This is a genomic window from Pseudomonas mendocina (assembly GCF_003008615.1).
Taxonomy (GTDB): domain Bacteria; phylum Pseudomonadota; class Gammaproteobacteria; order Pseudomonadales; family Pseudomonadaceae; genus Aquipseudomonas; species Aquipseudomonas mendocina_C.
This window is the reverse complement of sequence record NZ_CP027657.1, coordinates 5,301,284-5,318,868: the sequence shown is the minus strand read 5'-3', so window position 1 is coordinate 5,318,868 and position 17,585 is coordinate 5,301,284. Positions and strand designations below refer to the sequence as shown.

Sequence of the window (17,585 nt, the reverse complement as noted above, 5' to 3'; positions counted from 1 at the left end):
GAGCGGCTCGATTGGCCGAGCATGATTGCCCGAGTCTTTCATGCAGTCTAGGATGCCTCGCTTGACCTGACGGGAGTAGTAGATGTTAGCCGAGTTGTTTGCCGTTCTGGCACCGGTACTGATAGCGGCAGGCATCGGCTACGGCTGGGTGCGCAGTGGTCAGCAATATCCCACGGATTTCATCGCGCGGCTGGTGCTCAACATTGGCACGCCCTGTCTGGTGCTCTCGACGCTCAGTCGGGCCGAACTGGAGATGAGCGCCTTTTCGCAAATGGCGCTGGCCTGCGTGCTGGTGACTTCGTCCATGGGGCTGGTCGGCTGGCTACTGAGCCGACTGTTCGGGCTGGACTGGAAGGTGCTGGTGCCGGCCTACCTGTTTCCCAACTCCGGCAACATGGGGTTGCCCATGGCGCTGTTCGCCTTCGGCGAGGCGGGCCTGGCATTGGCCGTGGCATTCTTCCTGGTGCTCTCGGTGGGCCATTTCAGCATCGGCATGTTGTTGTCTGGCGCCGAGGGTTCACTCAAGGGGCTGTTGCTCAATCCGATCATGATCAGCCTGGCATTGGTGCTGCCGGTGCTGTTTCTCGATCTGGAATTGCCGCGCTGGCTGGCCAATACCGTCGACCTGTTGGGCGGCATGACCATCCCGCTGATGTTGATCACCCTGGGCGTGTCCCTGGCCAGTATCCGTGTACAGCACCTGGGTAACGGGTTGTTGCTGGGCTTGCTGCGCATCCTCTGCGGCGCGGCGTTGGGCTGGCTCATCGGCTGGGCGATCGGCCTGCAACCACTGGCGCACGCCGTGTTGGTGTTGCAGTCGTCGATGCCGGTGGCGGTGTTCAACTATCTGTTTGCGGTGCGTGCCGGCCGTTCGCCCGAGCAAGTCGCCAGTCTGGTGCTGTGTTCGACGCTGCTGGCCTTTGCACTGATTCCGCTATTGCTCGCCTGGTGGATACCCGCTCTGCGCTGAGCGCGCTACGGCGTCTGCGCAGGTACGGGCACGGTGAGTGATCAACTGACCAGACGGGTCAGGTTGGGAAGGATCAGGATGACCGCTGTGGCGAAAAGGATGACGCCAGCCTGGCGGTATTTCGGCTGTTTGAACATGGCTGTATGCCTTTTGTTGTTATAGGTGTGGCGCCTGCCGCACTACCTGGCGGGTTGCCACGTCACGCCTGGGCGTGACGATGATTCACCGCCCCGGCATGACCCGGCGGCGGCTCCCTGCGCCGATTTCTCCACCGACGCATGAGTAACTCTAGGGTTGCAGTCACACTGTCCTTAGATGACTTGGTTTCTAGCCATAGGCTGTTAGAAGGTTCGAGCTATTTCCATTGGATCGAAAACAACGCAGGCCTTGAGGCAGAGGCCTTGCTTGCATGCTCGGCGATCAATCGAACAAACGACCGTTCGTCTGAGCTCAGTGGTCAATGGTGCTGAGCACTTAGGTCATTGAGTGCTGGCCGCTCGGCGTTAAGGTAGAAGCGCTCAAACAAGAACCAGCGCGGCGGCGCCATCGTCGTCGCAAGCGCTGCATCACCTTTCGAGGATGCCATGACCGAAGCATATATTTTCGACGCGGTGCGCACGCCCCGTGGCAAGGGCAAGAAGGACGGCGCGCTGTACAGCGTCAAACCCGTCCAGCTGGTTGCCGGCCTGCTGAGCGCCCTGCAAGCGCGCAATGACCTGGATACAAGCCAGGTGGACGACATCGTGCTCGGCTGCGTGACGCCGGTGGGTGATCAGGGCGCCGATATCGCCAAGACCGCGGCCATGGTCGCCGACTGGGACGTCAGTGTCGCAGGTGTGCAGCTCAACCGTTTCTGCGCCTCGGGCCTGGAGGCGGTGAACCTGGGCGCGATGAAGGTTCGCTCCGGCTTCGAGGATCTGGTGGTGGTCGGCGGCGTGGAGTCCATGTCGCGCATTCCCATGGGATCCGACGGCGGCGCCTGGGTGATGGATCCGGAAACCAATATCCACACCAACTTCGTACCGCAGGGCATCGGCGCCGATATGATCGCCACTCTCGAAGGATTCAGCCGCAGTGATGTCGATGCCTTCGCCCTGCGTTCGCAGCAGAAGGCCGCACGTGCCAGCGCCAATGGTTCGTTCACCAAATCGCTGATTCCGGTGACCGACCAGAACGGCATCGTGCTGCTCGACCACGACGAATTCATTCGCGGCGATTCGACCCTTGAAGGCCTCGGCAAGCTCAAGCCGAGCTTCGAGATGATGGGGCAGATGGGCTTCGACTCCACCGCGCTACGTGTATACAGCCACGTTGAGCGTATCGAGCACGTGCACACGCCGGGCAACAGCTCGGGCATCGTCGACGGCGCTGCGCTGATGCTCATTGGCTCGGAAGCGAAGGGCAAGGAGCTGGGCCTAAAGCCGCGTGCGCGCATCGTCGCCACGGCGGTGACCAGCACCGACCCGACCATCATGCTCACCGGCCCGGCACCGGCTACGCGCAAGGCGCTGGCCAAGGCTGGGCTATCCATCGACGACATCGACCTGTTCGAGGTCAACGAAGCATTCGCCTCGGTGGTGATGAAGTTCATGAAGGACATGGGCGTGAACGAGGACAAGGTCAACGTCAACGGCGGCTCCATCGCCATGGGCCACCCGCTGGGCGCCACCGGCTGCGCCATCCTCGGTACGCTGCTCGACGAGTTGGAAAAACGTCAGTTGCGCTACGGCCTAGCCACATTGTGCGTCGGCGGTGGCATGGGCATCGCCACTATCATCGAACGAGTCTGACCGGTAGGGCGGGTGAAACCCGCCCTACGCAGCTCTCGCAGCTTTGGGAAGAGAATACAAAAATGACTGACGCCATCCGTTACGAAAAGGGCCAGGACAATATCGTCGTCCTGACCATGGACATGCCCGGCCAGAGCGCCAACACCATGAACGCGGTCTACCGCGAAGCCATGGGCCAGATCGTCGATCGCCTGGAAGCGGAAAAGGATTCGATTGCTGGGGTGATCGTCACCTCGGCGAAAAAGACCTTCTTCGCCGGCGGTGACCTCAACGAGCTGATCAAGGTCACCCAGGCTGAGGCCCAGGGTTTCTACGAGATGATCCTGAAGATCAAGAGCCAGCTACGCCGCCTGGAAACCCTCGGCAAACCGGTGGTCGCTGCCATCAACGGTGCGGCGCTGGGCGGCGGTTGGGAAATCGCCCTGGCCTGTCACCACCGCATCGCCCTGAATGAAAGCCACGTGCAGCTCGGCCTGCCGGAAGTCACCCTCGGCCTGCTGCCGGGCGGTGGCGGGGTGGTGCGTATGGTGCGCATCCTTGGCCTGGAAAAAGCCCTGCCGTACCTGGCTGAAGGTAAGAAAGTGCGCCCGGATGCAGCGCTCAAGGCCGGCCTGATCCACGACCTGGCCAGCGACCGCGACGAGATGCTGGCCAAGGCCCGCGCCTGGATCGCCGCCAACCCGGCCGCGAAGCAGCCGTGGGACGTGCAGGGCTACAAGATCCCCGGTGGCACGCCCAGTTCGCCGAACGTGGCGCAGATGCTGGCCATCGCCCCGAGCGTGCTGCGCGACAAGACCAAGGGTTGCTTCCCGGCGCCGGAGAAGATCATGTGCGCCGCCGTCGAGGGCGCGCAGGTCGACTTCGACACCGCGCAGATCATCGAAGCGCGCTACTTCACCGAGTTGACCACCGGCCAGGTGGCGAAGAACATGATCGGCACCTTCTGGTTCCAGCTCAACGAGATCAATGGCGGCGGCTCGCGCCCGCAGGGCTATCCGAAGTCGGTGACGAAGAAGGTCGGCGTGCTCGGCGCCGGCATGATGGGCGCCGGCATCGCCTACGTCTCGGCGGCGGCCGGTATTGAAGTGGTGCTCAAGGACGTGTCTCTCGAAGCGGCCGAGAAGGGCAAGGCCTACTCGGCCAAGCTGCTCGACAAGAAAGTGAGCAAGGGCCATATGACGGCCGAGCAGCGCGAGGCTTTCCTGGCCTTGATCAAGGCGACCGACAGTGAGGCGGACTTCGCCGGCTGCGACCTGATCATCGAAGCCGTGTTCGAGGATCGTGCGCTCAAGGGCAAGGTCACCGCGGCAGCCGAAGCCGCAGCGCTGAGCGATGCGGTGATCGCTTCCAACACCTCGACGCTGCCGATCACCGGCCTGGCCACTGCCGTGGCCAAACCGGAGAAATTCATCGGTCTGCACTTCTTCAGCCCGGTCGACAAGATGCCGCTGGTGGAGATCATCCGTGGCGAGCAGACCAGCGACGAGACGCTGGCACGCGGCTTCGACTATGTCATGCAGATCAAGAAAACGCCCATCGTGGTCAACGACAGCCGCGGTTTCTTCACCTCGCGGGTGTTCGGCACCTTCACCAATGAAGGCCTGGCCATGCTGGGTGAAGGCGTGAATGCGGCGATGATCGAGAACGAGGCGCGCAAGGCTGGCATGCCGGTCGGCCCGCTGGCGATCAGCGATGAAGTGTCTATGAGCCTGATGAATCACATCCGCCAGCAGACCATCAAGGATCTGGCCGCCGAAGGCAAATCCATTCCAGAGCACCCGGCGTTCGCCGTGATCGACCTGATGCTGGGTGAGTACAAGCGGCCGGGCAAAGCGGCGGGCATGGGCTTCTACGACTATCCGGCCGGTGGCAAGAAGCACCTGTGGCCTGAGCTCAAGGCGCGCTTCGAGAAGGCCGATGCGCAGATCTCGCAGGAAGACGTGCGCGACCGCATCCTGTTCATCCAGGCCATCGAGACGGTGCGATGCGTGGAGGAGGGTGTGCTGAAGTCGGTGGCTGACGCCAACATCGGCTCGATCTTCGGTATCGGCTTCGCGGCCTGGACGGGGGGTGCGCTGCAGTTCATCAACCAGTACGGCGTGAAGGACTTCGTCGCGCGTGCGCAGTACCTGGCCGAGCAGTACGGCGAGCGCTTCCTGCCGCCAGCCCTGTTGCTGGAAAAGGCCGCCAAGGGCGAGACGTTCTGAAGCGCCCTTGTAGAGGGTGCGCCATGCGCACCGCTTAAGCGGAGTGTCTCTGGTGCGCACGGTGTTCAGCCGGGGGACATAGGTAACGGGTGTCGGGAGACATAGGTAACGCATTTAGGCTTACGGTGTTCATCGGATCGGGAGATCGAATGATGCCGTGGCTGGAGCGCAGCACTATGTCGATAAGGCGAGAGTTTGTTCTGCTGGCAGGGCAGCCCCAAAGTAATGTGCGGGAGCTCTGTCGGCGGTATGGCATCAGTCCCAGAACTGGCTACAAATGGCTGGATCGGTACCGTGAGCAAGGCGATGCAGGCTTACAGGATCGATCCCGCCGTCCCCTGAGCAGTCCAGGGCGCAGCGATCCGACGTTGGAACAAACGGTTGTGCAATTGCACCACCGCTATCCCTATTGGGGCGCTCGCAAACTGCGAAGCTTGTTGATGACTGCGGCTGTTGATCCGCCTCACCACAGCACTATCGACGCCATCCTCAAGCGCCACGATTGTCATGTCCTTTACCACAATGAGCAGGCGCAAGCGCCGGCTAACCATCGTTTCGAGCATCCCAATCCGAACGACCTCTGGCAGATCGACTTCAAGGGTAGCGTCCCCCTAAACGATCGCCGTTCGCCTCGTTGTCATCCCTTGACCCTGCTGGACGATCACTCACGCTTTTCGCTCTGCCTGCAAGCCTGTGAGGGGGAGCGGCTGGAGCTGGTCAAACCGCATCTGATCGAGGTTTTCCGTCAGTACGGTTTGCCGCTGCGTATCACCGCCGACAACGGGCCGCCTTGGGGTTCTAATATTGCCGGTGGACTATCAAAATTGGAGGTTTGGCTGATGCGGCTGGGGATCGAGGTCAGCCATAGTCGGCCTCATCATCCACAGACTCAGGGCAAGCTGGAGCGCTTCCACCAGACACTCAAACGCGAAGTGCTGCATCGCGCGTTCAGCGACTTGCAGCATTGTCAGCAAGTGATGAGCCGCTGGCGAGACGAGTACAACCATTACCGTCCGCACGAAGCACTTGATCAACGGCCCCCTATAGAGCGCTATAGGCCCAGTCCACGAAGCTACCCGGAGCAACTGCCAGCCATCGAATATGAACCGGGTGATCACGTGGTGAATGTACGTCAGACCGGGCAGGTGTATTTCAAAGGGCTCAACGTCTTCGTAAGTGGAGGTCTATATGGGGAGAAGGTCGCCATCCGACCAACTGCCGAAGAGGGTGTCTACGATGTGGTATTCATCCGCAAAACGCTGCGTCAGATAGACCTGAGGCAACGGGCAACATGATCATCAACCTGTTACCCATGTCTCCCGACAGGTGTTTACCATGTCCCCCGGCTGAACACACACGGCGCACCCTACGGATGCAGAAACGGCCCGGAGGGGCCGTTTCTCATTGGCTGGATGAGTCAATCGTCCAACTGGTCGCGAATCACTGCACCGCTCTTGCCGTCGATACGGAATTCGTGAAGACGGCCATCCTCTTTCAGGCCTTCGCCTTCCCAGTAACCGTCATTGTCGGCCTCGATCTTGTGCAGTTCGGTGTAGCCGGCTGCGCGGGCTTTGCTCAGGGCGTCCTCGATACTGATCCAGTCACTGCCGGGGCGATCGGCGAAAGCATGGCTGCTCAGCAGCAGGCTGCCAGCGAGCAGGGCGATCAGGTTGCGTGTCTGCGTGGTCTGGTTCCTCTTTCCGTTGAAGAAGGCGCCTGAAAGGCGCCTTGAGGAGTCTAGACCATCGCGATTTCACGCTGCCTGGCACCAGCCCTGCTGGATGCACACGGCTTCGTGGATCGCCAGTATCTCGCTGTGCCGGGTCGGCATGCGCAGGGTCAGCATGCTGCCGTCGTCGAGCTGCAGGGCGGCTTCGGTTTCGAATTGCAGGCCACCGTCTTGCAGATGAACATAGGTGACGCCGTAGGCGTCATGACTGAGTTGGCTGTGCATGGCTGCTCTCCTGCGTAGGCTGTCAGCTTTTACGGATGTCGCGGGCGGCTGGCGCTGCAGGAGCGGGACGAGCCGGAGCCGAGGTCTGGAAGGCGGAAGCAGCGGCGAAGCTGGCGAGTGCGGCATAGATGCTCATGGTGAATTTCCTTCTGTGTGCTGAGGGCGACTGCCCGATGTGGCGATATTCGCCGCGGGGCGGCAATCACAGAAGTGAATGAGGCGCATGGTAACTATCGAGGCGGCTGATAACGCGCCGAACGGCACTTCCGTATAAGGTGATTGTCAATTTTAATTGACGACTGTTTGGGGCCTTGCACAATGATGGCGAAAGGCGAATATGCTGGGAAATCAAGCCCGGCTATTTCTTTGTGCAGGTTCATGTGTTAAGAAAAACGCACAAATAATCCCCCTCCGTGTTCACCACAGGAAACCTCATGTCACTGCGTATCTGCATCCTGGAAACTGACATTCTGCGCCCCGAGCTGGTCGACCAGTACCAAGGGTACGGCCGCATGTTCGAGCAATTGTTCGCCAAGCAACCGCTGGCCGCAGAGTTCAGTGTCTACAACGTAGTGGAGGGTAACTACCCGCCCGATAGCGAGCATTTCGATGCCTATCTGGTGACGGGCAGCAAGGCTGACTCGTTCGGCAGCGACCCCTGGATCCAGACGCTCAAGGCCTATCTGCTCGATCGCTACAAGCGTGGCCACAAATTGCTCGGCATATGCTTCGGCCATCAGTTGCTGGCTCTGCTGCTGGGTGGCAAGACCGAGCGCGCCGAGCAGGGTTGGGGTGTTGGGGTGCACAACTACCGGATTGCCAGCCAGCCGCAGTGGATGGATCCGCCTTTGGATAACCTGCAGTTGCTGATCAGTCACCAGGATCAGGTCACCCGACTGCCAGAGAACGCCACGCTGCTGGCTACCAGTGATTTCTGCCCGAACGCGGCCTATCACATCGAAGATCAGGTGCTGTGCTTCCAGGGGCACCCGGAATTCATCCACGACTATTCGCGGGCGTTGCTCGAGCTGCGCCAGCAGCACCTGGGCGAGCAGGTTTACCAGAGCGGTGTCGAGAGCCTCCAGCATCCGCAGCAGGGCAATGCGGTCGCTGAGTGGATGATGCGTTTCGTCGCTCAGGGTAAAGAAGCCAAGGTGTGAAGCCTGACGCTTGCTGACATGAAAAAGCCCGGTTTTCCGGGCTTTTTCATGCGTGCTGAGTGAGCACGAAGTGGGCGGACAGCGATTCACGTCTGCCGGGCGGCGGACTGTTCAGTTGCCGCTTGAGGCTCTCGGCCAGGTCGAGGTGGTGGGCCAGCTTGTGCGTGCATTCGATATTACGTGCCACGGCGCCGGCCGAGCTCTTGCCGATACCGCAAAGTCCCAGCAGGGTGGTCAGTAGTGCCATGCCGGTCAGCATCAGTAGGCGGGTGCGTTGGGTTCTGATCATGACCGTCCCCTCAACCCCGCGAGGCTGCGCCGAGCAGGGCAGGCAAATGAGTGATCAGGTTCTGCAGCGGACCTGGCTGTTCGAAGGTCGGGGTGCTGGGCTGTAGGGTGGCGTAGCTCAGTACCAGCACGGTGGAGGTGCTGATCAGGTACAGGCCGATGGCGGCCAGGGCGCCATTGCGGGCGGCTTGAGAGAGGCGGGACATGTTCTGTGCTCCAGGTCGGGAGGTGGCGTGGGCACAGAATCGCTTAAGTCATTTCGATTGAATAATGGATGCTCTTCAGAGTAACTATCGATCAAGTTGATGGTTGATGCGGGCTGCGATTTCGTACCGGCAACCCGCATGCCCCCTTCAAGCCGTTGCCAGTTCTGCGTCCATACTGCTGATGCACTCGCTCATGACCTGCTGGCAGCGTTCCATCAGGGCGGGCATGTCGTCGAGGCTGAGGCCTTCGGTGGGTATCGCCGGGAGCGAGCGAATCATGATGCGGCCGCTGCTCCAGCGGTTGAGGCGCATGGACTTGGCGTAGTTGCTGACGCACACCGGGATGATCGGCACACCGGCAGTGATCGCCATCTGAAACGCGCCTTTCTTGAATGGCAGCAGGCCGCGACCGAGGTTGCGGGTGCCTTCGGGGAAGACCCAGATCGAGGTGTCGCGATTGCGCAGGGTTTCGGTGGTGGTCAGCATCGCGCGCTTGGCGGCCACGGCATTGCTGCGGTCGATCAGCACGTTGCCGGCCAGCCAGTATAACTGGCCGAAGAATGGCACCCATTTGAGGCTTTTCTTGCCGATGCTTACGGTGCGCTCCGGCACTACGCGACCGAGCACGTACAGATCGAAGTTGGATTGGTGGTTGGCGATGATCACGCAGGAACGTTGGTGCTCCAGCAGTGGGCGTACATCGGTCTTCAATTTCAGGCGTAGCAGGCACAGGGCGGGGAGCGAATAGAGGCGTGCGCAGAGGCGACTGTTGTCTGGGTTGAATGGGCGACACAGGCCGAGCAAGAGGCCGAGCAGACCGGCCACAACGAAGTGCACGCCCATCAGCAACATGCGCAAAACGAAAAGCATGGGGGAAAACCGTCAGAGGAGGGGCGCGCAGTGTACGGGCGTTCACTTTGTCGGGCAATTGCCCGGAACTGCTGCTTGAGGTGAGCGAACGTCCTGAATTGTCGCAGATCTTGTCTGATTCGAAACGCCAAAACAGAAAGGGCGCCTTGCGGCGCCCTTTGGTTCTTACTCGTTCTCGGCTTTGGCCGGTTTGCCCGGCAGTAGACCGTCCGCCCGGAACATTGCCTTGATGCCGCGCAGCGCCTGGCGGCTACGATCCTGGTTCTCGATCAGGGCGAAGCGCACGTGGTCGTCGCCGTAATCACCGAAACCCAGTCCGGGTGAGACGCAGACCTTGGCTTCTGCCAGCAGCTTCTTGGCGAACTCCAGCGAGCCCAGGTGAGCGTAAGCGTCGGGAATCTTGGCCCAGATGTACATCGAGGCCTTTGGTTTTTCCACCATCCAGCCGATTTCGTGCAGGCCCTTGACCAACAGGTTGCGGCGCTGGCGGTACTGCTCGGCGATATCGCGCACGCATTGCTGATCGCCTTCCAGTGCGGCGATGGCCGCGACCTGCAGCGGCGTGAAGGTGCCGTAGTCGTGATAGCTCTTGATCCGCGCCAAGGCGCTGACCAGTTCCGGGTTGCCGACCATGAAGCCGATACGCCAGCCGGCCATGTTGTAGCTCTTGGACAGGGTGAAGAACTCCACCGCGATGTCCTTGGCGCCCGGTACCTGCATGATCGATGGCGCTTTCCAGCCGTCGTAGACGATATCGGCGTAGGCCAGATCGTGAATCACCAGCACGTCGTACTGCTTGGCCAGGGTCACCACGCGTTCGAAGAAGTCCAGCTCCACGCACTGCGCGGTGGGGTTGGAGGGGAAGCCGAGAATCATCATTTTCGGCTTGGGGATCGATTCGCGAATGGCGCGTTCCAGTTCGGCGAAGAAGTCCACGCCAGGGATCAGCGGTACGGAGCGCACCTGGGCGCCGGCGATCACTGCGCCGTAGATGTGGATCGGGTAACTGGGGTTGGGCACCAGTACGGTGTCGCCATGATCCAGGGTGGCCAGCATCAGGTGCGCCAGGCCTTCCTTGGAGCCGATGGTGACGATGGCTTCGCTTTCCGGATCGATCTCCACGTCATAGCGGTCCTTGTACCAGCGCGAAATGGCGCGGCGCAGGCGGGGAATACCGCGGGAGGTGGAGTATCCGTGGGTGTCTTCACGTTGTGCGACCTGCACGAGTTTCTCGACGATATGCGGCGGAGTCGCACCGTCGGGGTTACCCATGGAGAAGTCGATGATGTCCTCGCCGCGACGGCGTGCAGCCATCTTGAGTTCGGCGGTGATGTTGAAGACATAGGGGGGGAGACGATCGATGCGCGCAAAGCGGCGCTTGGCGTTCTCAGCCATGATTTCCTCGGATACGTGAGCGCCCGGAACCGTCCGAGCGACGTTGGCCACTGCTGCAGCCTGCGGCGAAGATACGCGTGCCGCCGTCTCGCTGTCCAGTACAGTCAGCGAGCGGAGCAGCGCAACAGTCAACCGCCGAGCATGTCGTGCATGGCGATGATCTGCTCGGCCACCTGGATCAGCTTCTGCTGCCGGCTCATCGCCTGGCGGCGCATCAGGGTATAGGCCTCTTCTTCATCGCAACTTTTCATCTTCATCAACAGGCCCTTGGCCAGTTCTACACGCTTGCGTTCGGCCAGTTGCGCATCGCGTGCCTGCAGTTGTGCGCGTAGCGCCTGATCGCTCTCGAAGCGCGCCATGGCGACATCGAGGATGGGTTGCAGACGCTGGGCGTGAATGCCCTCGACGATGTAGGCGCTGACGCCGCTCTGGATTGCCTGGCGCATCACGCCGGGGTCGTGCTCGTCGGTGAACATGACGATGGGCCGTGGTTGGTCGCGGCTGACCAGTACCACCTGTTCCATCACATCGCGACCGGGTGACTCGGTATCGATCAGGATCACATCGGGTCGTACCGCCTCCACGCGTTCGGGCAGGTCGATGGTCAGACCGGACTCGTCGATCACCTCGAAACCTGCTTCGATCAGCGCGCATTTCAGGCGACCGACCTTCTTCGGGGTGTCATTGATCAAAAGGATACGCAGCATCGATGACTCTCCCGGCTGTTACAGGCTGTGAGTCAGGGCATGCAGGCGGAAACTGCGGGCATAGGCGGCGGGCTCGCTACCGTCCCAGCAGGTGCCATCCTGCAGGATGGAGCTGCGCATCTCGCCCGGCACCGACATACCCAGTGCCGATGCGGCCTCGCGGTACAGGGCCAGTTGTTGCACCTGGCGGGCCACGCCGAGGTAGTCGGGGTCGCTGCGCAGTAGACCCCAGCGGCGGAACTGGGTCATGAACCACATGGCGTCGGACAGGTAGGGCTGGTTGACCAGGCCGTCTGCGTGGAAGCGCAGCGGATGCTCATCCTGCCAGGCATTGCCGAGACCGTCCTGATAGTGGCCAAGAAAGCGCGGGGTGATGGCAGAAACCGGTGCATTGACGTAGTCGTTGCCGCTGAGTAGCAGGGCGGTACTGCGTTTGTTTTCCTCGCTCTCATCGATGAAGCGTGCAGCGTCGAGCACGGCCATGATCAGGGCGCGGGCGGTGTTGGGGTTCTGCTCAACGAAGGCACGGGTGCAGCCCAGTACTTTTTCCGGGTGATCAGGCCAGATCGCCTGAATGGTGGTGACGGTACAGCCGAGATGTTCATCGACTGCTTTGGCCGTCCAGGGTTCGCCGACGCAAAAGCCGTCGATGCGCTTGGCCTCCAGATGCTCGACCATTTGTGGTGGTGGTACCACCACGCTGTCGACGTCGTGCAGTGGGTGGATGCCCTGGCTGGCCAGCCAGTAGTAAAGCCACATGGCGTGAGTGCCGGTGGGGAAGGTCTGGGCGAAGGTCAGGCGTGCTTCATGCTGGTGCACGTATTGCCGCAGTGCTTCGCCGCTGGTCACGCCGGCGGCTTGCAGTGTGTGCGACAAGTTGATGCTCTGGCCGTTCTGGTTCAGCCCCATGAGCACGGCCATGTCCGTTGCCGCTGCACCACCGAGGCCCAGTTGCACACCATAGATCAGTCCGTACAGGCTGTGTGCGGCATCCAGCTCGCCGCTGAGTAGTCGGTCGCGCGAGCTCGCCCAGGACGTTTGGCGTTGCAGTCTGAGGCTCAGGCCATATTTCTCGGCAAAGCCCTGAGTGGCAGCGACTATCACCGAGGCCGAATCGCTCAACGCCATGAAGCCGATGTTCAGTACGCTCTTTTCCGGAGCGTCGCTGCCCCAAGCCCAAGTCAGGGCATCGTCTCGTGGGGTGTCGTGTTCGCTCATGCTGCTTCCTTACGTTCACGCAAAAGACTTTGACTCATGGACGCTGTCCATAAAAAAACGTCGTACCAGATCCAGGCGCGAAAGCTCCGGGATTCGATACGACGCCGTTGTCGATCAAGCCATTCCGCCATTGGAAAGGCTGCATGCGAAGTGACGAAGCAAGGCATATGCCAGAAGACCCACGTAATAGGTGGCCGGGAGTCATTTACTGCGTCTTGCAGTGACTGCCTGAAGGGGCGCTGGCAGTACGGCAGGCCATAAAAAAGCCCCGCACTGGGCGGGGCTCTTTTTACGACGCTAGGATCAGGCCTGAACGACCGGGATCTTGGCGTTAGCCGCAGCTTCACGGAAGTCGGCGATCTGGTCGAAGCTCAGGTAGCGGTAGATGTCGCCAGCCATGCTGTCGATGTTCTTCGCGTACTCCATGTACTCCTCGACGGTCGGCAGTTTGCCGATGATCGAAGCGACAGCGGCCAGTTCGGCCGATGCCAGGTACACGTTGGCACCATCGCCCAGACGGTTCGGGAAGTTACGCGTCGAGGTCGATACCACGGTGGAGTTCGCCGCTACACGTGCCTGGTTACCCATGCACAGCGAGCAACCCGGCATTTCCATGCGCGCGCCAGCCTTACCGTAGATGCCGTAGTAGCCTTCTTCGGTCAGCTGGTGAGCGTCCATCTTGGTCGGCGGCGACAGCCACAGACGGGTCGGGATGGAGCCTTTGACCTTGTCGAGCAGCTTGCCGGCAGCGCGGAAGTGACCGATGTTGGTCATGCACGAACCGATGAACACTTCGTCGATCTTCTCGCCCTGAACGGTCGACAGCAGACGCGCGTCGTCCGGGTCGTTCGGCGCGCAGAGCACAGGCTCCTTGACGTCGGCCAGGTCGATTTCGATGATTTCGGCGTACTCGGCATCGGCGTCGGCGGCCAGCAGTTGCGGGTTGGCCAGCCAGGCTTCCATGGCCTGAGCGCGACGCTCCATGGTGCGAGCATCGCCGTAGCCTTCGCTGATCATCCAGCGCAGCAGGGTGATATTCGACTTCAGGTACTCGGCGATGGCTTTTTCCGGCAGCTTGATGGTGCAGCCAGCAGCCGAACGCTCGGCAGAAGCGTCGGACAGTTCGAACGCTTGCTCGACGGTCAGTTCGTCGAGACCTTCGATTTCCAGGATGCGGCCGGAGAAGATGTTCTTCTTGCCCTTCTTCTCGACGGTCAGCAGGCCTTTCTGGATGGCGTAGTAAGGGATGGCATGTACCAGGTCACGCAGGGTGATGCCCGGTTGCAGCTTGCCCTTGAAACGCACCAGAACGGATTCCGGCATGTCCAGCGGCATGACGCCGGTGGCAGCGGCGAAGGCCACCAGGCCGGAACCGGCCGGGAAGGAGATGCCGATCGGGAAGCGGGTGTGCGAGTCACCACCGGTACCGACGGTGTCCGGCAGCAGCATGCGGTTCAGCCAGCTGTGGATGATGCCGTCGCCAGGACGCAGCGACACGCCGCCACGGGTGCGGATGAAATCCGGCAGGGTGTGGTGGGTGGTGACGTCGATCGGCTTCGGATAGGCCGCGGTGTGGCAGAAGGACTGCATGACCAGGTCAGCGGAGAAGCCCAGGCACGCCAGGTCTTTCAGCTCGTCGCGGGTCATCGGGCCAGTGGTGTCCTGGGAGCCGACGGTGGTCATCTTCGGTTCGCAGTAAGTGCCTGGGCGAACGCCTTTGCCTTCCGGCAGGCCGCAGGCCTTGCCGACCATCTTCTGTGCCAGGGTGTAGCCCTTGCCAGTGTCGACAGGTGCTTCAGGCAGCTTGAACAGGTTGGTTGGGCCCAGGCCCAGTTCGGCGCGGGCTTTTTCGGTCAGGCCACGACCGACGATCAGCGGGATGCGGCCGCCAGCGCGGACTTCGTCGAGCAGCACCGGAGTCTTCAGTTCGAAGGTGGTGATGACCTCGTCGGTGCCGTGTTTGCAGACTTTGCCAGCGTGCGGGTAGACGTCGATCACGTCGCCCATGTGGATGTTCGACACGTCGAATTCGATCGGCAGAGCGCCAGCGTCTTCCATGGTGTTGTAGAAGATCGGGGCGATCTTGCTGCCAAAGCAGAAGCCGCCAGCACGCTTGTTCGGAACGTAGGGGATGTCGTCGCCGAAGAACCACAGCACCGAGTTGGTGGCGGACTTACGCGAGGAACCGGTACCGACCACGTCACCGACGTAGGCGACCGGGAAGCCCTTGGCCTTGATCTCTTCGATCTGCTTGAGCGGGCCGATAGCGCCTTGCTGCTCCGGTACGATGCCGTCACGAGCCATTTTCAGCATGGCCAGGGCGTGGAGCGGGATGTCAGGGCGCGACCAGGCGTCCGGGGCAGGGGACAGGTCATCGGTGTTGGTTTCGCCAGGCACCTTGAATACAGCCAGGCTGTATTTCTCGGCAATGGCCGGCTTGTTGGTGAACCATTCGCCATCGGCCCAGGACTGCAGAACGGCTTTGGCGTTGGCATTGCCAGCCTTGGCTTTCTCGGCAACGTCGTGGAAGGCGTCGAACATCAGCAGGGTGTGCTTGAGTTGCTCGGCGGCAACGGCGCCCAGGGCGGCGTCGTCCAGTAGTTCGACCAGGGTGGCGATGTTGTAGCCGCCTTGCATGGTGCCCAGCAGTTCAACGGCGCGTTGTTTGCTGATCAGCGGGGAAGTGGCTTCGCCCTTGGCAACGGCAGAGAGGAAACCGGCCTTGACGTAGGCAGCTTCGTCCACGCCTGGCGGTACGCGGTTGGTGATCAGGTCTACGAGGAATTCTTCTTCGCCAGCCGGCGGGTTTTTCAGCAGCTCGACCAGGCCTGCGGTTTGTTCGGCGTTCAGCGGCTGGGGCACGATACCCTGAGCGGCACGCTCTGCTACGTGTTTGCGATAGGCTTCAAGCACAGTTATTACCCTCATCAGTGGTCCCAAAGGGTTGTCCGGGACGCGATCCAGATACCCATGAACCAGGCGCTTTTCGACTTTATGAGCCGATCAGCCGAGGTTTCACGAGTCTCTTGTAGAAGCTGCTTTCAAAGTTTTACGCCGGCAGGACGGTTTCTGATGAGGGCTGACGCAGACGCTCGGGGGGACTCCAAGTGGCTGCGCCGCCATCGTACCTGCAGGATCGACTGTGCTCGTGACGCTTTGAAAACAGCTTCCAACGGACATTGGCGCCGTAAAAGGCGGGCCGATTCTAATGGAAAGCGCGAATAAAGTTAAGCCGATGTCCCCGTATTGGCGGGGGTGATATGGATTAGACAAAGGGCTAAGATGCCAGACCGTTCAGTAGTCCGTATTGCTTTGTCATGTCCAATCAGCGCATCAAGACGCCTTGTGTGGGGCTCTGCTCGACCGTTTACGGCGATGTGGTATGCCGCGGTTGCAAACGTTTCCATCACGAGGTGATCAACTGGAACAGCTACAACGACGACGAGAAGCGCGCCGTCTGGACGCGCCTGGAAGTGTTGTTGGTACAGGTGATGGCTGCCAAGGTCGAGGTCTTCGACGAGCAGCGTCTACGTGGGCAGTTGGAGCAGCGGCAGATTCGTTTCGTGCCGCAACAGTCGCCCTATTGCTGGGCCTACCAGCTGATCGCGCGTGGCGCGCGGGTGATCAACCAGCTGGAAGCCTACGGCATGGTGCTGTTGCCCGAATTTCGCAACTGGGCGCTGCCTGAGTTGCGTGATGCCATCGACCGTGAATTCTTCCTGCTTTCGGAAGCGCATTACGAGCGCTACATCGCACCGAAGTTTCTGCGTGAAGGCCTGGAGATGCGGGTTTGACCCGGTCGGTCAACTAAAAATGCCGCTCGTTTTCGAGCGGCATTTTCGTTTCAGTCGGTGGCTCAGCGCTGCGCCACCAGTTCCTCGAGGTGGGCGATGATGTCGCTGGGCTTGAGCACCAGCACGTCGCTTTCCAGTGAGTCCAGTACCACTTCGGCGGTATTGCCGATCAACGCGCCGGAGATGCCGGTGCGAGCCACCGTGCCAATCACCGTGACGGCGGCCCCCAGTTGCTGGGCCATGTGCGGGATCACCACATCGGCAGGCCCTTCGACGACATGCAAGCGCTCGTCGCTGATGTCGTATTCGGCCTGGAAGCTGCGACACTGCTCGCGGTAGCGCGCTTCGATGGTCTCCTTGAGCTGGAAGGTCGGGTCGGCTGCTGACAGCATCGGCGTGGGGTGGGCGGTGACCACGTGCAACGTGCCCTTGGCCAGGCCGGCGATGTCGTAGCCATGGCTGACGATACCGGCATGCAGCGTGCGATGTTCTCCGTCGGAATTGCCGACGTCCACGGCCGCAAGGATATTGCCGCCTGTCCAGGAGGTGTCGGTCTTGACCATCAAGACTGGAGCCGGGCAGTAGCGCAGCAGTTTCCAGTCATCGGGCGTAAGGATGGCCTTTTTCAGCGGGTTGTCGGGGACGTGTTGCTTGATCACCAGGCCGCAGCCTTCGGCCTGTTGCACGGCGATGATGGTCTGGTGCGGATTGTCATGCCAGGCCTGCTGCGACGAAATGCTGTAGCCCTCTTCGCTGAGTGCCTTGCCAAGGTCGTTGAGCAAGGCGCTGTGATCGCTTTTACGGTCGCACACCAGCAGGTGCAAGTGGGATTGAGTGACGCCGGCTATCAGCTTGGCCCGCTTTAGTGCAAGGCCCTCCGGGTGTTGTGGTTCCACTACTACCAGAATGCTTCGAATCGCTTGCATGGTCGGCTCCCTGAAAATCAATGGCATTGATTCAACTATAGGCGTGCCATTCACCAAGTCTTGTTGACCTGTATCAACGGCGTGCTGGTCGTCCTGCTTG

General features: G+C 61.0%; 17 protein-coding genes. 6 read left to right on the top strand and 11 right to left on the bottom strand.

Annotated features, from left to right (window positions below; translation table 11 throughout):
* Window positions 1-82 precede the first annotated feature (82 nt).
* The 4 genes from C7A17_RS24650 (at window position 83) to C7A17_RS24635 (ending at window position 6,262) form a co-directional block, all read left to right on the top strand.
* The gene (locus C7A17_RS24650; RefSeq protein WP_106741712.1) at window positions 83-970 is read left to right on the top strand and encodes an AEC family transporter; all 888 of its coding nucleotides are present in this window, start codon (window positions 83-85) and stop codon (window positions 968-970) included.
* 584 nt (window positions 971-1,554) lie between these two features.
* Window positions 1,555-2,760: an acetyl-CoA C-acetyltransferase gene (locus C7A17_RS24645; RefSeq protein ID WP_106741709.1), complete on the top strand. Its 1,206-nt coding sequence runs from the start codon at window positions 1,555-1,557 to the stop codon at window positions 2,758-2,760.
* Between the two features lie 62 nt (window positions 2,761-2,822).
* Complete coding sequence (locus C7A17_RS24640; protein ID WP_106741706.1) at window positions 2,823-4,967, top strand: 3-hydroxyacyl-CoA dehydrogenase NAD-binding domain-containing protein; 2,145 nt, start codon at window positions 2,823-2,825, stop codon at window positions 4,965-4,967.
* Between the two features lie 152 nt (window positions 4,968-5,119).
* Complete coding sequence (locus C7A17_RS24635; protein ID WP_106742723.1) at window positions 5,120-6,262, top strand: IS481 family transposase; 1,143 nt, start codon at window positions 5,120-5,122, stop codon at window positions 6,260-6,262.
* 122 nt (window positions 6,263-6,384) lie between these two features.
* On the opposite strand, the gene C7A17_RS24630 is transcribed toward C7A17_RS24635, so the two are convergent.
* The 3 genes from C7A17_RS24630 to C7A17_RS27290 form a co-directional block, all read right to left on the bottom strand.
* Window positions 6,385-6,636, bottom strand: coding sequence for a PepSY domain-containing protein (locus tag C7A17_RS24630; protein WP_106743162.1), 252 nt, complete (start codon window positions 6,634-6,636; stop codon window positions 6,385-6,387).
* Between the two features lie 84 nt (window positions 6,637-6,720).
* On the bottom strand, window positions 6,721-6,921 hold the full coding sequence (ptrC, locus tag C7A17_RS24625; RefSeq protein WP_106741704.1) for a type III secretion system co-regulatory protein PtrC: 201 nt from the start codon (window positions 6,919-6,921) through the stop codon (window positions 6,721-6,723).
* Window positions 6,922-6,943: 22 nt separating this feature from the next.
* Window positions 6,944-7,057, bottom strand: a complete 114-nt coding sequence (locus C7A17_RS27290) for a PA2485 family small membrane protein (protein WP_283956761.1) — start codon at window positions 7,055-7,057, stop codon at window positions 6,944-6,946.
* A gap of 298 nt (window positions 7,058-7,355) precedes the next feature.
* On the opposite strand from C7A17_RS27290, the gene C7A17_RS24620 reads away from it, so the two are divergent.
* Window positions 7,356-8,081: an amidotransferase gene (locus C7A17_RS24620; RefSeq protein WP_106741702.1), complete on the top strand. Its 726-nt coding sequence runs from the start codon at window positions 7,356-7,358 to the stop codon at window positions 8,079-8,081.
* A gap of 46 nt (window positions 8,082-8,127) precedes the next feature.
* On the opposite strand, the gene C7A17_RS24615 is transcribed toward C7A17_RS24620, so the two are convergent.
* The 7 genes from C7A17_RS24615 to acnB form a co-directional block, all read right to left on the bottom strand.
* Complete coding sequence (locus C7A17_RS24615) at window positions 8,128-8,370, bottom strand: hypothetical protein (RefSeq protein ID WP_106741699.1); 243 nt, start codon at window positions 8,368-8,370, stop codon at window positions 8,128-8,130.
* Between the two features lie 10 nt (window positions 8,371-8,380).
* The gene (locus C7A17_RS24610) at window positions 8,381-8,575 is read right to left on the bottom strand and encodes a hypothetical protein (protein WP_106741697.1); all 195 of its coding nucleotides are present in this window, start codon (window positions 8,573-8,575) and stop codon (window positions 8,381-8,383) included.
* Window positions 8,576-8,722: 147 nt separating this feature from the next.
* Entirely contained in the window at window positions 8,723-9,445 is a 723-nt protein-coding gene (locus tag C7A17_RS24605) for a lysophospholipid acyltransferase family protein (protein ID WP_106741694.1), read from the bottom strand.
* Between the two features lie 165 nt (window positions 9,446-9,610).
* Window positions 9,611-10,840, bottom strand: coding sequence for an alanine transaminase (alaC, locus tag C7A17_RS24600; protein ID WP_106741692.1), 1,230 nt, complete (start codon window positions 10,838-10,840; stop codon window positions 9,611-9,613).
* A 128-nt stretch (window positions 10,841-10,968) separates the two neighbouring features.
* Entirely contained in the window at window positions 10,969-11,547 is a 579-nt protein-coding gene (locus tag C7A17_RS24595; protein WP_061239133.1) for an ANTAR domain-containing response regulator, read from the bottom strand.
* 18 nt (window positions 11,548-11,565) lie between these two features.
* The gene (locus tag C7A17_RS24590; protein ID WP_106741689.1) at window positions 11,566-12,765 is read right to left on the bottom strand and encodes a CmpA/NrtA family ABC transporter substrate-binding protein; all 1,200 of its coding nucleotides are present in this window, start codon (window positions 12,763-12,765) and stop codon (window positions 11,566-11,568) included.
* A gap of 303 nt (window positions 12,766-13,068) precedes the next feature.
* The gene (gene acnB / locus C7A17_RS24585; protein WP_106741686.1) at window positions 13,069-15,678 is read right to left on the bottom strand and encodes a bifunctional aconitate hydratase 2/2-methylisocitrate dehydratase; all 2,610 of its coding nucleotides are present in this window, start codon (window positions 15,676-15,678) and stop codon (window positions 13,069-13,071) included.
* A 404-nt stretch (window positions 15,679-16,082) separates the two neighbouring features.
* On the opposite strand from acnB, the gene C7A17_RS24580 reads away from it, so the two are divergent.
* A complete protein-coding gene (locus tag C7A17_RS24580; RefSeq protein WP_106741683.1) occupies window positions 16,083-16,559 on the top strand; it encodes a DUF1289 domain-containing protein in 477 nt (158 codons plus the stop codon).
* A 62-nt stretch (window positions 16,560-16,621) separates the two neighbouring features.
* On the opposite strand, the gene C7A17_RS24575 is transcribed toward C7A17_RS24580, so the two are convergent.
* Window positions 16,622-17,485, bottom strand: coding sequence for a universal stress protein (locus tag C7A17_RS24575; RefSeq protein WP_106741680.1), 864 nt, complete (start codon window positions 17,483-17,485; stop codon window positions 16,622-16,624).
* Window positions 17,486-17,585 lie beyond the last annotated feature (100 nt).